Annotated in this window: 18 protein-coding genes; 14 read left to right on the top strand and 4 right to left on the bottom strand. The window is 64.7% G+C overall.

Annotation, left to right across the window (positions count from 1 at the left end; all coding sequences use genetic code 11):
- Positions 1-47: 47 nt before the first annotated feature.
- Complete coding sequence (locus IVB47_RS16865; RefSeq protein WP_247287427.1) at positions 48-452, bottom strand: response regulator; 405 nt, start codon at positions 450-452, stop codon at positions 48-50.
- A gap of 88 nt (positions 453-540) precedes the next feature.
- Between IVB47_RS16865 and IVB47_RS16860 the strand changes: the two genes are divergently transcribed.
- The 12 genes from IVB47_RS16860 (at position 541) to IVB47_RS16805 (ending at position 10,772) form a co-directional block, all read left to right on the top strand.
- Complete coding sequence (locus IVB47_RS16860; RefSeq protein WP_247286913.1) at positions 541-1,548, top strand: chemotaxis protein CheB; 1,008 nt, start codon at positions 541-543, stop codon at positions 1,546-1,548.
- Positions 1,549-1,556: 8 nt separating this feature from the next.
- The gene (locus tag IVB47_RS16855) at positions 1,557-1,823 is read left to right on the top strand and encodes a hypothetical protein (protein WP_247286912.1); all 267 of its coding nucleotides are present in this window, start codon (positions 1,557-1,559) and stop codon (positions 1,821-1,823) included.
- Positions 1,824-2,163: 340 nt separating this feature from the next.
- Positions 2,164-5,331, top strand: coding sequence for a CheR family methyltransferase (locus IVB47_RS16850; protein ID WP_247361723.1), 3,168 nt, complete (start codon positions 2,164-2,166; stop codon positions 5,329-5,331).
- Positions 5,331-6,077, top strand: a complete 747-nt coding sequence (locus tag IVB47_RS16845; RefSeq protein WP_247462722.1) for a Crp/Fnr family transcriptional regulator — start codon at positions 5,331-5,333, stop codon at positions 6,075-6,077. The genes IVB47_RS16850 and IVB47_RS16845 overlap by 1 nt, the downstream gene beginning before the upstream one ends.
- An 88-nt stretch (positions 6,078-6,165) precedes the next feature.
- Positions 6,166-6,459 (top strand): hypothetical protein, encoded by a 294-nt coding sequence (locus tag IVB47_RS16840; protein WP_247462721.1) that lies wholly within the window; start codon positions 6,166-6,168, stop codon positions 6,457-6,459.
- A 253-nt stretch (positions 6,460-6,712) separates the two neighbouring features.
- Positions 6,713-6,916, top strand: coding sequence for a hypothetical protein (locus IVB47_RS16835; RefSeq protein WP_247286906.1), 204 nt, complete (start codon positions 6,713-6,715; stop codon positions 6,914-6,916).
- On the top strand, positions 6,913-7,122 hold the full coding sequence (locus IVB47_RS16830; protein ID WP_247361717.1) for a hypothetical protein: 210 nt from the start codon (positions 6,913-6,915) through the stop codon (positions 7,120-7,122). Before IVB47_RS16835 ends, IVB47_RS16830 begins: the two co-directional genes overlap by 4 nt.
- A 79-nt stretch (positions 7,123-7,201) precedes the next feature.
- Positions 7,202-8,278, top strand: coding sequence for a flavodoxin family protein (locus IVB47_RS16825; RefSeq protein WP_247462719.1), 1,077 nt, complete (start codon positions 7,202-7,204; stop codon positions 8,276-8,278).
- Positions 8,275-9,180 carry an NAD(P)/FAD-dependent oxidoreductase gene (locus tag IVB47_RS16820; RefSeq protein ID WP_247462717.1) on the top strand — a complete coding sequence of 302 codons (906 nt, stop codon included), beginning with the start codon at positions 8,275-8,277 and terminating at the stop codon, positions 9,178-9,180. The genes IVB47_RS16825 and IVB47_RS16820 overlap by 4 nt, the downstream gene beginning before the upstream one ends.
- Positions 9,181-9,198: 18 nt before the next feature.
- Positions 9,199-10,143 (top strand): cation diffusion facilitator family transporter, encoded by a 945-nt coding sequence (locus IVB47_RS16815; RefSeq protein WP_247438037.1) that lies wholly within the window; start codon positions 9,199-9,201, stop codon positions 10,141-10,143.
- A 100-nt stretch (positions 10,144-10,243) separates the two neighbouring features.
- Positions 10,244-10,573, top strand: coding sequence for a four-helix bundle copper-binding protein (locus IVB47_RS16810; protein ID WP_027567375.1), 330 nt, complete (start codon positions 10,244-10,246; stop codon positions 10,571-10,573).
- 10 nt (positions 10,574-10,583) lie between these two features.
- On the top strand, positions 10,584-10,772 hold the full coding sequence (locus IVB47_RS16805) for a hypothetical protein (protein WP_247286900.1): 189 nt from the start codon (positions 10,584-10,586) through the stop codon (positions 10,770-10,772).
- 22 nt (positions 10,773-10,794) lie between these two features.
- Here IVB47_RS16805 and IVB47_RS16800 read toward each other — a convergent pair whose 3' ends face one another.
- On the bottom strand, positions 10,795-11,052 hold the full coding sequence (locus tag IVB47_RS16800) for a hypothetical protein (protein WP_247462715.1): 258 nt from the start codon (positions 11,050-11,052) through the stop codon (positions 10,795-10,797).
- 288 nt (positions 11,053-11,340) lie between these two features.
- Between IVB47_RS16800 and IVB47_RS16795 the strand changes: the two genes are divergently transcribed.
- Entirely contained in the window at positions 11,341-11,715 is a 375-nt protein-coding gene (locus tag IVB47_RS16795; protein WP_027567373.1) for a hypothetical protein, read from the top strand.
- Between the two features lie 3 nt (positions 11,716-11,718).
- On the opposite strand, the gene IVB47_RS16790 is transcribed toward IVB47_RS16795, so the two are convergent.
- Positions 11,719-13,026 carry a polysaccharide deacetylase family protein gene (locus IVB47_RS16790; RefSeq protein WP_247462713.1) on the bottom strand — a complete coding sequence of 436 codons (1,308 nt, stop codon included), beginning with the start codon at positions 13,024-13,026 and terminating at the stop codon, positions 11,719-11,721.
- A 178-nt stretch (positions 13,027-13,204) separates the two neighbouring features.
- The gene (locus IVB47_RS16785; protein WP_027567371.1) at positions 13,205-13,978 is read right to left on the bottom strand and encodes a polysaccharide deacetylase family protein; all 774 of its coding nucleotides are present in this window, start codon (positions 13,976-13,978) and stop codon (positions 13,205-13,207) included.
- 116 nt (positions 13,979-14,094) lie between these two features.
- Here IVB47_RS16785 and mgtE point away from each other — a divergent pair, with 116 nt between their 5' ends.
- The gene (mgtE, locus tag IVB47_RS16780; RefSeq protein ID WP_027567370.1) at positions 14,095-15,516 is read left to right on the top strand and encodes a magnesium transporter; all 1,422 of its coding nucleotides are present in this window, start codon (positions 14,095-14,097) and stop codon (positions 15,514-15,516) included.
- The last annotated feature ends 68 nt before the right edge of the window (positions 15,517-15,584 follow it).

Below are 15,584 nucleotides of genomic sequence, written 5' to 3'. Positions count from 1 at the left end.
TGACCGCTTGGCTCGCTTTCGCGCATCTGTTCTGATCGCCGTTCGGCTCACCCCTGCGGGTCGGCGATCAGTGCGGCCAGCCTGTGGGCCATCGCCGGCAGATCGATCGGTTTCTCCAAGATCAACACGTCGTGGAATTCCGGACTGATCGTGACCTTGTCGTATCCGGTCGTGAAGAGGAACGGTATGTTCCGTGCCTTCAGTTCGCGCGCGACAGGAAAGATCATCTCGCTGCGGATGTTCACGTCGAGCACGGCGGCATCCAGGATGCTGCCGTCGTGCAGGATCCTGAGTGCGTCCGCGAGATCGCCGACGGGGCCCGCGACGTCTGCGCCGAGCGCGCGACATGCTTTGCCAATGTCATCGGCGAGAAAATATTCGTCCTCGACAACGAAGATCCGCCGCCCGCTGAGCGGCGGCAGCGGATCTGACGACGTGGGCGATATCACCATGACGCCTCCCATGCCTTCCTTTCCGGTCCGTAGGAACATAGGGCGGTGACCCGCCTTGGTACAAACGTTACAACCGAAAGTGGGTTCCATGAGCAACCGCGACATCATCGTCATAGGTGGCTCGGCCGGCGCGACCGCACCGCTGAAGCAGATCCTGGGCCGCCTGCCGCCGGATCTGCCCGCGGCGGTGTTCATCGTGCTGCACATCCCGGCGCAAGGCATCGGCATTCTCTCGACGGTCGCCAGCAGCGCCGGCCCGCTCCCGGTCCGGCAGGCCGAAAACGGCATGAAGATCGAGCCGGGCCAGGTTTATCTGGCCGCACCCGACCATCATCTGCTGCTGTCAGAGGATCGCGTGTTCCTCGGGCGGGGTCCGCGCGAGAACATGGTGCGGCCGGCCATCGACGCCTTGTTTCGCTCGGCCGCCATCAATTACGGCCCGCGCGTGATCGGCGTGCTGCTCAGCGGCCTGTTGTCCGACGGTGCGGCCGGTCTCAACGCGATCAAGCGTTGCGGCGGGATATCCGTGGTTCAGGACCCCTCGGACGCCATCGCCGATGAGATGCCAAGGAGCGCCCTGGAGGCCTCCATCATCGATCTTTGCGTCCCAGGCGCCGGAATGGGTGATGTCCTGTCCGATCTCACCAGGGAAGTTGCCGGCGCCGCGCTGCCGATCCCGCCGGAGATCCGGCTCGAGGTCGAGATCGCGGCCGGCGAGCGGATCGGCAGTGACAAGCTCATCTCGGTGGCTGATCCGGTTGCGCTGACCTGTCCGGCCTGCGGGGGGGTGCTGTCCGAGATTAAGGAAGCGCACCCGATGCGCTTCCGTTGCCAGGTCGGTCACGCCTACACCGCCGACATCCTCGCCAAGGAGCAGGAAGGGCAAGTGGATGAAGCCCTGCGGGTCGCGCTGCGTATCATCGAGGAGCGGGCGGAGCTAGTGCAGCGCATGGCCGCTGACGGCCGGCGCAGTGGCCGGCCCGCGGTTGCCGAGATGTACCAGGCGCGGGCTGCCGAATATCGCGAATATGCCGACATGATCCGGCGGGTTGTGCTAAAGTCGCTCGATCCTCCGGTTCGCAACCGGGAGGCTTGAGGGTCGCCATGAACATTTCCCTCGCCGAATGGACCGAGCAGCTCGATACCGAGCGCCGCCATCTGATCAAGGCCGATCGTGATATCGATGAGGGTTGGCAGCGCATCCGAGACCAGGAGGATCGGATTCGTGCACTCAGTGCCGGCAGCCATGAGGCGGCCCTGGCGGAGCGGTTGGCGGAGGCCCTGAAGCAGACCCTGACCGAATGGCTGCGCCATCGTGTCCTGATCGAGCAGCGGATTGCCTACCTTCGGCAGCAAGTCGGTCCGGAGTGATCCGGGCGGCAGGCCGCCCGAAATCTGCGCCGAGTTCATACATGAAGTCGAGTTGCCGCTCGACGTTGCGGCGCAAACGGTCGTTCTCGCGGAGCAGCCGGCGGGCGGTCGCGGTGGCATCCTCGGCCCGCCTGATCAGGGCCGCGAGTTCGTCGGACGTTTGCATCCTAAGGCTCCTGCCGCACGCAACTATGGGCCCGTGGTCGGGAATTGACAACGACGCTCGCTGTATGGAACGCAGCGTGGCATTTCCGCCTTTCACCTGTTGAGATAACGTCAATTCTGCTATTGCGGCGAGCGGGCATCCGGTCCCGGCACTGAATGAGAGCCACCGAAGACCATGCATGAAGTCGGCGACCAGTCGGTCGAAAGAGAGCGCCAGATCAACTCCCCGCTGATCATCGGGGTGGGTGCCCCGCCGACCGCTCTGGGCAGCATCGAACGCTTCTTTGGCAAGTTGACCCTTGGGGCCGACCAGGCCGTCGTGCTGGCGCTTCAACATCATGAGGCGCTCGATGAACCCCGGCTGCGCCGGATCGTGCAGAATTCCAGCGGCGGCAAGGTCGCCGACATCAGCGACGGCCAGACCATCGAGGGCGGCACGATCTACCTATGCCCGCCGGCGATGATCACCACCATCCGTGGCGGGCGCTTCGCAGTCCGAGAGGCCGAGCAGGCGCCGGGCGAGCGGGCCACCATCGACAGCTTCCTGGTGTCGCTGGCTGAAGAACGCGCCGAGCAATCGATCGGTGTGATCCTGTCAGGCATCGGCGGCGATGGCACGCTGGGTACTGCGACGCTGAAGGATCACGGTGGTCTCGCGATCGCCGAAAAAGGCGCGAGCGACGAGGCGGATCATCTGAAGGACGCCGATACGCCGGCCGCGATCGCCGACTACGTGCTGACCGCCGAAGACATCGCCGAGCACATCCAGGTCTATGCCCGTCATCTGCGGCGGCTGGAAGAGAAGCAGGGGTTCGACGAGGTCTTGGCCGCTGCGGCGACCTCGCTGTCGCGCATTGCCGACGTCCTGCGCAGCAAGACCGGCAATGATTTCCACGGCTACAAGCAGAATACCTTTCTGCGCCGCGTGCAGCGACGCATGCAGGTGGTTCAGATCGCCGATATTTCCGCCTATGTCGATTTCCTGCGCAACGACCAGGACGAGGTGCAGCACCTCTTCAACGATCTCTTGATCGGCGTCACCGAATTCTTCCGCGACAAGCGCGAATTCGAGGTGCTGGAGAGCCAGATCGTCCCGAAGATCTTCGAAGGCAAGACCGCGGGCCAGCAGGTTCGCGTCTGGGTGCTCGGCTGCGCCACTGGAGAGGAGGCCTATTCGATCGGTATCCTCCTGCGCGAGCACATGGCAAAAATGGACTCCGCGCCGCAGGTTCAGATCTTCGCTACCGATATCGACGGGCGGGCGCTGGCGACCGCGCGCGTCGGCCGCTACCGCACCAAGATCGAGGCGGACATGACCAGCGAGCGGCTGGCGCGCTGGTTCGTGCGCGAGGGTGACACCTATTGCGTGGTCAAGGAGCTGCGCGAAATGTGCATCTTCTCGCAGCATAACGTGATCAAGGACGCACCGTTCTCCAAGCTCGATCTCGTCTCCTGCCGCAACCTGCTGATCTATCTCAATGCCGAACTGCAGAACCGGGTGATCCCGCTATTCCATTTCGCACTTCTGCCGGATCGCTACCTGTTCCTCGGCAATTCCGAGAACGTGACGCGGCATCCAAAATTGTTCGTGCCGATCGACCGCCGCGCCCGCATCTTCAAGAAGCTCGAGACCGGAACGCGGCTGCCGCCGGAATTTCCAATCACGACCGCTGCGGGGAGGGCAACCCTCGAGGTGGTGCCGGCGCGCTCGTTCCGCCCCGACGTCGGGCTGGAGCGCCGCGCGCAGCGGGTCGCGGAACGCTACTCGCCGGCCTATGTCATCATCGACGGCAATTTTCAGGTCCTGCATTTTTCCGGGCGCACCGGCCGCTTCATCGAACCGACGGCAGGGGTCGCTACGCTAGACCTGCTCCAACTCGTCCACCGCGATCTCCGCCTGGAACTGCGCGCGGTGCTCAGTCGCGCGACGGAGACCAACGAGGCCGCCCATGTCGTGCAGGTGCAACTCGGCGCCAACGGCCATCGCATTCTCGTCGACATCACGGTGGAGCCGATTCAGGATGGCGGCAGCGGCCACCGCAATTTCGTCGTCCTGTTCAAGGAAGGCCCGGTCCGCGCCATTGATCCCGAAGAGGGCCAGCCCAATGCGCTGGTGCAGACCGAGCATGTGGAGCGTATCGAAGGCGAGCTGCGGGCGACGCGGGAGCGCCTTCAGGCGACCATCGAAGAACTCGAAAGCACCAACGAGGAGCTGAAGTCCTCGAACGAGGAATACCAGTCGCTCAACGAAGAGCTTCAGTCCGCAAACGAAGAGCTCGAAACCTCGCGCGAGGAACTGCAGTCGGTCAACGAGGAGCTGACCACCGTGAACGGCGAGCTGGCCCACCGCGTCCAGGAATTGACGCGCGCCACCAGCGACCTCGAGAATTTCCTGGAGAGCACCCAGATTGCGACCGTGTTCCTCGACAACGATTTGCGGGTGATGAACTTCACGCCGGCGATCACGCAAATTCTGCATCTCGTCGAAACCGACACGGGCCGTCCCATCGCGCATATCAAGGCGCGCATCCCGATCGAGGAGCTCTATGACGACATTCGGGGCGTGCTGCGCACGCTCGCCATCGCCGAGCGCGAGCTGAGGGACCCCGACGGCGGCACGCGCTACATCGTGCGCATCCTGCCCTATCGCAGTATCGACAATTTCATCGCCGGGGTCGTCATCACTTTCGTCGACATCACCGCCATTACCCGCGCCGAGGAGCGGCAGCGCCTGCTGCTGGCCGAGCTCCAGCACCGCGTCCGCAACACGCTCGGCGTGGTGCGCTCGATCGCGCGTCGCACGGCCGATACGAGCTCGACGGTCGAGGAGTTTGCTTCCCACCTCGACGGCCGGCTCAACGCATTCGCCCGTACCCAGGCGCTGGTGACCCGCGACCCCGAGGGCGGCGTTGATCTCGAATACCTCGCGGTCGAGGAGCTGCTGGCCTATAATGCGAGAGAAGGCGAGCAGGTGCGTGTCAGCGGGCCCACGGTGCGTTTTCACTCGAAGGCCGCGGAAACCTTCGCGCTTGCCATTCACGAGCTCGCGACCAACGCGCTGAAATATGGCGCCCTGAGCCGGCCGACGGGTCGCATCGAGATTTCCTGGCGCATTGAGCAGGGCACCGAGCCGGCGGAGCTGGTATTCGAGTGGCGGGAGCGCGGTGGGCCGCCGGTTGCGCCGCCGCCGCACAAGGGATTTGGGACCGAGCTCCTGGAGCGCACACTGGCGTTCGAGTTCAAGGGGCAGACCACGATGGCATTCAATCCGAGGGGACTGGAATGCACGATCGCCATTCCCCTCAGCAAGCGCGCGTTTCATACACCGGCGGTAGCCAACTGATGCCCTTGTCGACGCTAGATCGCAGCCTGCTGGATCCGGTCATTCGCCGGCTGAACGTGCTGAGATCGTTGTCGGCCGAGGCCCGCACCTCGCTCGAATACGCAATGCTCGAGGGAATCCAGCGCGCAGGGGCGGGCGAGGATCTGATCTCGGAGGGCGATCCGGTCGACAGCGTGCGCCTGGTGCTGTCGGGCTGGCTCTGCCGCTACAAGACGCTCGAGGATGGCAGGCGCCAGATCGTCAATTTTCTCTTTCCCGGCGAGAGTTGCGACGCGCACGCGTTCCTGCTGTCGGTGATGGATCATTCCATCGCGGCGATGACGCCGGTCGTCTACACCGAAATCAAGCGCGCGCGGTTCGAGGGTCTGGTGGCTGCCGACCGTGGGCTCGCGGAAGCGTTCTGGTGCGAGACGCTCGTCAACAACGCGATCCAGCGCGAATGGGCCATCAACCTCGGCCGCCGGGTGGCCTTTGAACGCGTGGCCCATCTGTTCTGCGAAATCATCGAGCGGCTGCGTCCTGTCGGCATGGTCGAGGGCAATTCCTGCGTGATGCCGGTGACGCAAATGGATCTTGCGGACGCCACCGGCCTGTCGGTGGTCCATCTCAACCGCACGGTTCAGGAGTTGCGTGCCTCCGGCTTGATCGTGCTGCGCGATCGCACGCTGACCATCACCGATCTCGATGCGCTCAAGGACGCGGCGCTGTTCTCGCCGAGCTATCTGCAACTCTATCGACGGGCCTAAGCGCTTTCTCGCCTGGGAACGGTCGTTGGTCCGGTATCCGATCGGGTGTTCCGAGGTACTTGATCCAGGTTAGTGTTCGCGGCTGTTTTTGAGCGGACGGCTGGTTTTGAGCAACTTACGTAACTTACGTAAAGGCGCCTTCGTCGCGAAGCTTTTATACTCTCCCTCCATGAACGACGTCCTCCTTTCCCGCGCTGAGCGCGCGATCGAAGCAAGCCGCGTCCTTCGGGCGCAGCACAGAGCGGTCGCGGATCAGCTTGAAAATGCGAAGCGCGAGGTGCGCCGCGTGGTGATGGAAAGTGCGATGTTGCGTGCGGAGCTCAAGGCTCTTCGCGACGATCGCGAAGAGCAGCCCGCCCAACACCTTGTGCCGCCGGAATAGGAGCCGACGAAGTGAACGTGCAGCACGCGCCCCATGGCGCCCCGCTGCGGGCGTCCGGCGCTGCTCGGCCGCTGTCCTTCGCACCGCAAAATCACGCACCGTTAACTTACTGAAATGCAGGAACCTGCGGTTGCGGCCGAAGCTCTGAACGCTGCCGGGCTGGGCCGCCCCAACCGGCACGAAACTCCGGCCCCGGCGCCGACCTCCCGCCGGGGCCAATTTCCTTCCATCCAAAGGGTTTTGTGAAAGTACAATGACCGCCAAACGCAACCGCAGGAAACAAACCCAATCGCTCCAGGAGCGATTAGCGGCATTCGCCGAAACCGCCCGCGAGCGCGCGCGCAGCCTGCCGCCCGGCAAGGAGCGCGACATGCTGCTTCGGCGCGCCATGCAGAACGAAGTGACCTCGAACCTGACGGACTGGTTGAGCGAACCCGTCTACCCGAGACGAGGATGATGATGATGCGGAGCATCAAGCACTACCGTGCTTTCCAGATCGATCCGGACGGGCATGTGTTTGGATGCATCAACCTGGTCTGCGACAATGATGAGCAGGCCAAGCGCGAGGCCGCCTCGCTCGTGCTGGTGCACCGCATCGAACTGTGGCGGCTGGACCAGCGCATCGCGCAATTCGATGTGCCGCTGGAAGTTGTTCGCCAGTAGAGCGACGAGAGGAGAGCGACGAGGAACCGCGCGCTGCGCCCCGGGTTGGTCGACTGTACCGACCTCGCGAGGAGCCAGCATGACGGAAGCCGACATTCGCAAGGGGATGCCGCCCGTCAAGCTCTCGCGCGAGGCGTTCGAGCGCCGCTACCGGAGCCGGTTCGTCGATCCCGCCTTTGCACCGCTCCAGCGCGAGCTCGACGCGATCGTCGGCGCGGCCTGGGATGCCTACAGCGGTTCACGCAAGGCCCCGCTGACGCGAAAGGCGGGCGCGGGATTCGCCGATCCCGGTTACGATATCGCCGTCGACTGGCTTGATGCGCGCGCGAAGATCCTGGCGGCGCAGCGACGCCATGACGATGCGGACGAGACGCCGCGCATCCTGATCATCAACGGCTCGGCCCGCAGCGAGCACACCTGTCCCGGCGAGATGTCCAAGACCTGGCGTCTGGTCGAGCTCGCCAAGCCGGTCTTTGCCGAGCTTGGGTTTGCCGTCGACATCCTCGATCTGTCGCGCCTGGCTTCGGAGTTCGGCAAGACGATCCATCCCTGCAAATCCTGCGTCGGAACCGCGATGCCGCTCTGCCACTGGCCGTGCAGCTGCTATCCGAACTATTCGCTGGGGCAGACCGACGACTGGATGAACGATATCTATCCGCTGTGGGTCGCCGCCCACGGCATCCTGATCGTGACGCCGGTGAACTGGTATCACGTGCCCGCCGGACTGAAGGCGATGATGGATCGCATGGTCTGCGCCGACGGCGGCAATCCCGATCCGACCTCGACCCACGGCAAGAAGGCGGACGAAGCCAAGGCGCTGGAGCTGAAGGGCTGGTCTTATCCGCGCCATCTCGCCGGCCGTCATTTCGGCCTCGTCGTTCACGGCGATGCGGTCGGTGCCGAGGGCGTGCGCCGGGCCTTGTCGGATTGGTTGACCGATATGCAGTTGATCTCGGCGGGCCGCTTCGCCGAGCTCGATGGCTATGTCGGCTACATGGAGCCATACGCCACCTCGCACTGCGACCTCGATGACGACAGGGCATTCCAGACAGAGGTGCAGAACGTCGCGCGCGCCCTCGGCAATGCAGTCCGGCTGGTGCGCAGCGGGCAGCTTCGCGAGCCCGGTGCGGGCCTGTCCGACCCAAACCCCAAATGACGGCGAATGATCAGCCGTATGATTGCCTGATCGTCGGCGGGGGCCCCGCCGGGCTGATGGCTGCGATCTACCTCGCGCGATTTCGGCGCCGCGTCTGTGTCGTAGACGCAGGCGCGAGCCGGGCGGCGCTGATCCCGCGCAGTCACAATGTGCCGGGCTTCGTCCACGGCCTGTCCGGCACTGACCTGCTCGCGCGTATGTCCGCGCAACTGGGCGAGCTCGCGGTCACGCGCGTTGATGCCGAGGTCACCGGCTTGCGACGACACGATCACGGTTTTCAGGCGATCTGGAACGGCGGCGCGCATGCGGCCAGCACCGTCATCCTTGCCAGCGGCATCGTCGACGCCCATCCGCCGTTCGACGAATGGCGAGCGGGGGTCGCAGACGGGCTGTTGCGCTACTGTCCCGTTTGCGACGCCTTCGAGGCGATCGGCCGTCGTATCGGCATCGTCGGTCCGCTTGACCGCGCCGCCGGCAAGGCGCTCTTCATGCGCGGCTACTCGCGCGACGTGACGCTGCTGGCAACGGGCGAGGATGACGGGAAGACCGCCGCACAGGAGCTGAATGAAGCGGGTGTCGAGATCGTCGTCGCGCCCGGCCTGCGCCTGAGGCGGAGAGACGACAGCATCGAAGCCGTCTTCGCAGGAGGCCACACTGCGCAATTCGAGATGGTCTACCCCGCGATGGGTGCGGAGGTGCGCTCGCATCTCGCGATGAAGCTGGGGGCCGAGCATACCGGGGAGGGTTACCTGAAAGTCGACGACCATCAGCGCAGCTCAGTCGATGGGCTCTACGGGATCGGCGACGTCGTTACCGACCTGCACCAGATCTCGGTCGCGTTCGGCCACGCCGCGGTCGCCGCCTGCACCATCCATCACAGCTTGCCGCGGCGGCTGGCATGAGGAGCGGGGTATCGGACATTGGCAACAGAATCATCCTCGAAGACCGCGGTCTATGCGGCGCTCTTCGGCAATGTCCTGGTCGCGGTCACGAAGATTGGCGCCGCCGCCTGGACGGGAAGTTCGGCCATGACGAGCGAAGCGGTGCATTCGCTCGTCGACACGACCAACGAGATCCTGCTGCTCTACGGCTACCGGCGCGCAAGCCGTTCGCCCGACGAATCCCATCCGCTCGGTTATGGGCGCGAGCTGTATTTCTGGAGCTTCATCGTTGCGCTGCTGATCTTCGCCCTGGGCGCCGGTGTCTCGCTGTATCAGGGCATTCTGCATGTCGCCGCACCCGAGCCGATCGAAAGTCCGATCGTCAGCTTCGTGGTGCTCGGGCTGTCGTTCCTGTTTGAAGGCGGCTCCTGGTTGGTTGCCCTGCGGCGCTTCGGCCCGGACGGCCGGCGGTTCGGTTATTACCAGGCTTTCGTTCGCAGCAAGGATCCTCCGGCATTCATGGTGCTGCTCGAGGACAGCGCGGCGCTGGTCGGCATCGCCATTGCCGCGGCGGCCACCGCGGCGGCCGTATGGCTGCGCCAGCCGGTCTGGGACGGGATCGGTTCGATCCTGATCGGGATCTTGCTGGCGATCGTGTCGATCGGTCTCGCGCGCGAGAGCAAGAGCCTGCTGATCGGCGAGCCTGCCGATCCGGAACTTGCGCGATCGGTCCTCGACATCGCAAGACGTTCGCCCGGCGTGCTCAGGGCCAACGGTCTTCTGACGGTGCAGCTGTCGCCGGTCGAGATCGTTGCGGCCCTCAGCATCGAATTTGCGGATGACAAGCGCGCCGACGACATCGAGCGATGCGTCGTTTCGATCGAGGCCGAGATACGCAAACGCCATCCAAGCGTGGCGGCGCTGTTCATCAAGCCGCAGACCGATGCTCGCTACCGGGCGGTGCGCGCGAGGCGTTACGGCTAGCTTCGCGAAGTTCCCCGGTGTCACAATCGGCAGGACGGCAGGAACGATCGCAACATCCCACTGGTTGACCCATGCAGGGGGCGAGCATTGGAGACACCGGATGGCTCAATCCGAAGACATGACGCGCTGCATCGCGCTCTGCATGAGCTGCTACCAGACCTGCCTCGGCACCGCGATGAACCATTGCCTCGAGACCGGCGGCAAGCACGTCGAGCCCAAGCATTTCCGCCTGATGATGGCGTGCGCCGAAATGTGCCGGACGGCGGCGCATTTCATGCTGATCAACACGCCGCATCACCGGCACACATGCGGCGAATGCGCCGAAATCTGCAGCGAATGCGCCGAGGATTGCGAGCGGGTCGGCGGCATGGAGGAGTGCGTCGCCATGTGCCGCTCCTGCGCACAATCCTGCCGTGCGATGGCGGCCTGAGGACAAGCCCATGCTGGAAGAGAAACTCACGGAAGCCATCGTCGAGGAGCTGAAGCGGCAGGCGGCCAACCGGCCGCAATCGCTGAAGGTCGAACGGGCGGACGACGCGAAAGCCTCGGAGGAGCTGATCGTCAACGGCAAGATCGACTTGGCCGCGTTGGTCATGGTGATCGCCGGATCTGTCGCCGGCGGACCTTAGGTCCGGCCGGTCAACGGCGCTCTCAGCCATACTCTTCGCCGATGCCGTATTCCCGGTAGATCTCCAGCGGATCGAGGTCGGGAAACAGCCGGCATTTGGCCTGTGCGAGATGCAGGCTCACCGCCGCCGGCTCCTTGCCGTTCGAGAGCACCTTGCGGATGTCGTCCATATGCGCGCTCGGCTGGTGCTTGGTGTCGAGCTGCTCCAGCGCGACCAGCGCAGTCGCCAGCGCCTCGGTCAGAACCCAGTCGTCGTGGCCGGTGATTCCCTTCTTCGGCATCGGCAGACCCCACATGTGGCGGCCCCAGTCTATCGGGACTTCCGCGAAATCTCCAAGGAGCCGTTGCAGCCAACAGGCGCGCGGAAGGCACCGGCGGCCTTGCTCCGGCTTGCATTATGGCCGGACGTGGCTAAAAGGCGGCATTGCAGGGGCAATAGTATCTTCGTTGAAACAAAGTTGGCGTAGACGGGCCTGCATGGCATTCAGGCCGGCTGTTCCGGTCTGGGCTCCTGATTCCCGCATTTGCAACACGGTCCGGTTGCGCCACCCTCCAAGGCTTGAGCCCGCATGGTCTTTTTAAGCTTCGTCTATCGCTTCGTGACCAACTTCGCATTCATGGCGATGGTCTATTTCAGCCTGAATTTCATGGAGAAGTACCAGAACCGGGCGATCATCGCGATCCTGGTGCTGGTCTATACCGGCATGCGCGCAGCTTCGACGCTCCGGGCGTTTTACTTCTACCAGAAGATCGAGCGGCTGGAGGCTGAGACCAAGCGGCTGCAAGGGCCGATCAATGACGGCGCGGGCGGAACGAACGCGCGCAGGCAGGTCGTGGTTGACGTCGCCCGGCTGCGGCGCGACGGCGAGGTCAAGTCCTATATGGACCTGTTCTTCCTGGCGCTGATCGTCTTGCTCTGCGTCGCCAACATCATGCGACAGTAAGCTCTACTGCGCGCGCTTCTTCAGGCTCGCCACGCGGGTCGGGCGCGGCGCGGCGCTCTTGGGCGCAGTGCTCTTGGGGGTAGTGCCCTCGGCCTCTGCGGCATGCTTCGGTGTGCCATGAACAGCGTGCGCGGTGCGGGGAGCGCGCGACTTGCCGGCTTTGCTCTTGGCCGCGCGGGGCGTCTCGGCTGCCATCGCCAGGCGCGTCGCGGCGCGCCGCGACAAGGTCGTCGACAGCAGCACCTCGACCGAGCCTTCCGGGATCGCAAAGAGATCGCGGCCAGGCACGGGCAGGGTGGCCGCGACATTGGCGAGCGCCATGGTCTTGTGCGGCAGCAGCGGTTGGTGCGCGGCCTGTGCGTTGAGGTCGGCCAGCGAGGGTGCCGGAAGCATCTTGGTCTGCGCGAACACGAAGTTCGGCACGGCCGGCCAGCGCGCGATCGGTGTGGTCTCGGTCGGCGGATGCAGCAGCCATTCGACCGGCGTTGTCGGCGTCGCCGGCTGCTCGGGGGTCGCGGGCACCACGTGCACGATGCGATAGCCGCGTGCCTTGAGATCGCGGATGATCTTCGGCAGCGCCGCCACGGTGCGGGCCTGGATGTCGTGCAGCAGCAGGATGCCCTTGCCCTTGGCCTCAAGCCGCTGGATCGCGAGCTGATAGACGCGGTCGGACGACACATGGCGCCAGTCGTCGGCCGGGAAATCGGCGCTCCAGACCTGGATCCCGCGCGAGATCAGAACGTTCTCGACGCCGTCGGCGCGCATCAGGCCGGGAATGCGGAAGAACGGCGCGAGCTTGGACGGATCGGTCATTGCGGCCGATGTCCACTCGATGCCGCCATTGATCTGCGCCTCGGCCTTGTCGAGCGGCATCCGGTCCATTGTGAGCGGATGGTTCATGCTGTGCGTGCCGACGGTATGGCCCGCTGCGACCAGCTTGCGCACGCCTTCCGGGTTCGCCTTGGCCTGTTCGCCAATGATGAAGAAGGTCGCCTTGATGCACTCGTCGGCGAGGATCTGCAGCACCTGGTTGGAATATTTCGGCAACGGACCGTCGTCGAAGGTCAGGACGACTTCATGGTCCTTCAGCGGCAGCGTCTCGCGGTACTGCATGGTGCCGATGCGGGGATGCTCGTGCGGATCGACCACGAGGGTGCGGGAGGTCCCGAGCGCGCCCGGATGGCCGGGGCAGTCAGCCGCAAGGGCCGCCTGCGCGCCGATGGTCAGGACACCAAGCAATCCGCCAAGGAATCCGCCAAGGCAAAGGACGATCCACGATCGCGTCCGGGCAACAACGCTGCTTCCGATCATGAACCCCGTCTGCCCTCTTGCGCGATTGCCGCCATAGTAGGTCGGAGACATCAGCAAACGGTTCAGGCGCAAGAACCTTTGCCGTTGCAAGTCCCCTAAATACTTGCATGGCGTAGCATGAACAGACTGTTAATAGGGCCCAAATCACCCCATTTTGCGCCGGCGTGACATTCCGGCATCAATGCGCGTCGGCACTCTTCTGCGATGTGCCCGCCGGCACGACGTGAACCACCCGATAGCCGTTCTCCCTCAGATACCGCAGGAAGGCCGGCATGATCGCGGCCGTGCGTGCCTTGGGATCGTGGAACAGGATGATACCCTTGCCGGCGGCGGCGAGGCGCTCGGTGACGAGCTTCAATTCCTGCTCCGGCGTCATCTCGTTCCAGTCGCTGGCCCACAGGTCAGCCCCGAACACGACGATGCCGCGGGACTGGAGCAGGTCGAGCTCGGCTTGCGTCGCTTCGAAATAGGGAAACCGGAAGAACGGCGTCGAGGGTGTCGTCGTCGGCGTGCCGTGCAGCGCCATCTCGTCGGCGGCAATGCCGCGGTCGATCTCGCTCTTCGCCTTGTCGAGCGGGATCCGCGCCATGAACGGATGCGAGAAGGTGTGGTGGCCGATGCTGTGGCCCTCGCGGGCGATGCGCTTGACCATGTCGGGGTGTTCCGAGGCGTGCAGGCCGATCAGGAAAAAAGTCGCGCGCACGCATTCCTGCGCCAGCGCCGCCAATACCTTCGAGGTCGTCGGCGGATGCGGTCCGTCGTCGAAGGTCAGCACGACCTCGTGATCGGCGAGGGCCAACGTCTGCGGAAAGCTCTTCAGGCCCACGCGCGGCGTGGTCTTGGCGTCGACGCTCAGAATGCGGGAGGTGCCGAGCGCGTCCTTGCGCGGGCACTCGGCGGCTTCAGTCGAGGCGATGCCGGTGAGGGCGGCGAGGGCTGCGCCGGCCGCCATCGAGGCCCACCTCAGTCGAAGCATCTTTGTCATTGCGCTCAGAGTTGCCTTGTGGGTATTGCCTGAACCAACAGCTCAGACCACTCGTTCCAACCTGTCGGACGGCGAGGCGCGCCATGGATGAACATCTGGACGGTGCCGCGTCTGCCGCGGAATCGGTACTCGACCACGTGCCGATGCGCAATGAAGACGGCGAAATTCGTCACGAATTCGTCGCGGAAATTGCCCATGCGATCGAGGCCGGCGACAGCGCCGCGCTGCGGGCCTGCGTTGCCGAGCTGCACGAGGCCGATCTCGGCGATCTCATCGGGGCTCTCGAGCCCGACGATCGGGTCCGCCTGGTCGAGCTGACGGGACGCGATTTCGACTTCTCCGCGCTGAACGAGCTCGACGAGGGCGTGCGCGAGGAGATCCTCGAGGAACTGCCGCCGCAGACGGTCGCGGAAGGTGTGCGCGAGCTCGAATCCGACGACGCGGTCGAGCTGCTGGAAACGCTCGATCAGGCCGATCAGGAGGAGATCCTCGAGAAGCTGCCGCTCAAGGAGCGCGTCGTGCTCGAGCGCAGCCTGCTTTATCCGGAAAATTCCGCCGGTCGCCGGATGCAGACCGAGTTCATCGCGGTGCCGCAGGATTTCACGGTGGGACAGGCGATCGACTACATGCGCGAGACGCCGGATCTGCCCGACCGCTTCTACGAGATCTATGTGGTCGACAAGGAGCAGCACTGGCAGGGCGCGGTCTCGCTCGACGTGCTGCTGCGTGCCCGCCGCCCGGTGGCGCTTGCCGAGCTGACTGACGAGGATCGCCGCCGCGTCTCCGTCCTGGAGGACCAGGAGGAGGTGGCCCGCATGTTCGGCAAGTACAACCTCGTCGCGGCCCCCGTGCTCGACACCCAGGACCGCCTCGTCGGCGTCATCACCGTCGACGACGTTGTCGACGTCATCGAGGAAGAGGCGGACGAGGACCTCAAGGCGCTCGGCGGCGTCAACAGCGACGAAGAGCTGTCCGACACGGTGTTCACCATTGCACGCGCGCGGTTCAACTGGCTGCTGGTCAATCTCGCCACCGCCTTTCTGGCGTCCTCCGTGCTCGGCCTGTTCGAGGGCCAGCTCGAGAAGATGGTGGCGCTCGCCGTGCTGGCGCCGATCGTCGCAAGCCAGGGCGGCAATGCCGCGACCCAGACCATGACGGTCGCGGTGCGGGCGCTGGCGACGCGCGAGCTCGGCTCCTCCAATGCATGGCGCGTCGTGGTGCGCGAGGGTCTGGTCGGCCTCGTCAACGGTCTCGCCTTTGCCGTGATCACGGGCGTCGCTGCGGTGGCCTGGTTCAGGATCCCGGGCCTTGGCATCGTCATCGGACTCGCGATCATCGTGAACCTCTTCGCCGGCGCGCTCGGCGGCATCCTGATCCCGATGGCACTCGAACGTGTGCGAGCCGATCCGGCGGTGGCGTCAGGCACGTTCGTGACAACGGTCACCGACGTCGTCGGCTTCTTCTCCTTCCTGGGAATTGCGACCTTGTGGTTCGGGCTCAGGTAGGAGCTGTTGAAATCCGTAGCCTGGATGGAGCGAAGCGTCATCCGGGCCGCCGGGTCGGCTCCAGAGAC

The sequence above is a fragment of the Bradyrhizobium sp. 62 genome, from assembly GCF_023073035.1.
In the GTDB taxonomy this organism is placed as follows: Bacteria; Pseudomonadota; Alphaproteobacteria; order Rhizobiales; family Xanthobacteraceae; genus Bradyrhizobium.
This window is presented reverse-complemented; position numbering and strand designations above follow the sequence as displayed.

Excerpts from the sequence above, each read along its gene's own strand:
- IVB47_RS16865 (WP_247287427.1), bottom strand. The coding sequence starts at position 452 with ATGGTGATATCGCCCACGTCGTCAGATCCGCTGCCGCCGCTCAGCGGG.
- IVB47_RS16860 (WP_247286913.1), top strand. The coding sequence starts at position 541 with ATGAGCAACCGCGACATCATCGTCATAGGTGGCTCGGCCGGCGCGACC.
- IVB47_RS16855 (WP_247286912.1), top strand. The coding sequence starts at position 1,557 with ATGAACATTTCCCTCGCCGAATGGACCGAGCAGCTCGATACCGAGCGC.
- IVB47_RS16850 (WP_247361723.1), top strand. The coding sequence starts at position 2,164 with ATGCATGAAGTCGGCGACCAGTCGGTCGAAAGAGAGCGCCAGATCAAC.
- IVB47_RS16845 (WP_247462722.1), top strand. The coding sequence starts at position 5,331 with ATGCCCTTGTCGACGCTAGATCGCAGCCTGCTGGATCCGGTCATTCGC.
- IVB47_RS16835 (WP_247286906.1), top strand. The coding sequence starts at position 6,713 with ATGACCGCCAAACGCAACCGCAGGAAACAAACCCAATCGCTCCAGGAG.
- IVB47_RS16830 (WP_247361717.1), top strand. The coding sequence starts at position 6,913 with ATGATGATGATGCGGAGCATCAAGCACTACCGTGCTTTCCAGATCGAT.
- IVB47_RS16825 (WP_247462719.1), top strand. The coding sequence starts at position 7,202 with ATGACGGAAGCCGACATTCGCAAGGGGATGCCGCCCGTCAAGCTCTCG.
- IVB47_RS16820 (WP_247462717.1), top strand. The coding sequence starts at position 8,275 with ATGACGGCGAATGATCAGCCGTATGATTGCCTGATCGTCGGCGGGGGC.
- IVB47_RS16810 (WP_027567375.1), top strand. The coding sequence starts at position 10,244 with ATGGCTCAATCCGAAGACATGACGCGCTGCATCGCGCTCTGCATGAGC.
- IVB47_RS16805 (WP_247286900.1), top strand. The coding sequence starts at position 10,584 with ATGCTGGAAGAGAAACTCACGGAAGCCATCGTCGAGGAGCTGAAGCGG.
- IVB47_RS16800 (WP_247462715.1), bottom strand. The coding sequence starts at position 11,052 with ATGCCGAAGAAGGGAATCACCGGCCACGACGACTGGGTTCTGACCGAG.
- IVB47_RS16795 (WP_027567373.1), top strand. The coding sequence starts at position 11,341 with ATGGTCTTTTTAAGCTTCGTCTATCGCTTCGTGACCAACTTCGCATTC.
- IVB47_RS16790 (WP_247462713.1), bottom strand. The coding sequence starts at position 13,026 with ATGATCGGAAGCAGCGTTGTTGCCCGGACGCGATCGTGGATCGTCCTT.
- IVB47_RS16785 (WP_027567371.1), bottom strand. The coding sequence starts at position 13,978 with ATGGCGGCCGGCGCAGCCCTCGCCGCCCTCACCGGCATCGCCTCGACT.
- mgtE (WP_027567370.1), top strand. The coding sequence starts at position 14,095 with ATGGATGAACATCTGGACGGTGCCGCGTCTGCCGCGGAATCGGTACTC.